Origin of the sequence: Bowmanella yangjiangensis, assembly GCF_017255015.1 — a bacterium.
Classification (GTDB): Bacteria; Pseudomonadota; Gammaproteobacteria; order Enterobacterales; family Alteromonadaceae; genus Bowmanella; species Bowmanella yangjiangensis.
In genome coordinates this window covers 1-494 of record NZ_JAFKCS010000554.1, presented here as the reverse complement: position 1 = coordinate 494, position 494 = coordinate 1, and the positions used below count along the sequence as shown (strand labels likewise).

The 494-nt window shown below is 70.2% G+C and carries 1 protein-coding gene; it reads left to right on the top strand.

Translation table 11 applies throughout. The features are described 5' to 3' along the window. The coding region (locus J0A65_RS25625; protein ID WP_206597029.1) for a hypothetical protein at nt 1–494 on the top strand (494 nt) is incomplete at both ends.

Genomic DNA, 494 nt, shown 5'->3' with positions numbered 1-494 from the left:
CGGCAGCGGCGGCCGCTGCCGAGCTGGGCCGCCAGCGCTACCAGCAGGGGCAGCTGCAGCAGGACCCCGCCGGCTTCGCCGAAATCGAGCGACTTCCCGAACACCTCTGCACCCCTGCTGCCGGTGGCCGCGGCACCAAGCTGCTGGCGCTGTTCAGGCCCGTCGCGCCTTTGCGCACGCTGTTCGACACCTTCATCGCGATCCTCGACAGCAAAGGCAAGAGCCCCTGGGTGCGGGTGGTCGCGCCCCTGAAGGTCATGCTGGCCCGACACAAGCTTGCCGCGCTGCTCGGTGCCCTGCTCGCCGGCGGGCCGCTGTGGTGGAGCGCCATCGCCAGCGACAGCCTGCTGGTGTGGCTCTGGGTCGCGCTGTTCGCGGTACTTGGCAGTGCTCTGGTGGTCGTCTTGCGCCTGCTCGTGCCTGCGCTGCGGGAAATCCCGGCGAATGGTTTCGGCCTGTGCACCGGTATGCCGGCAACGGACGACAGCGCCCCC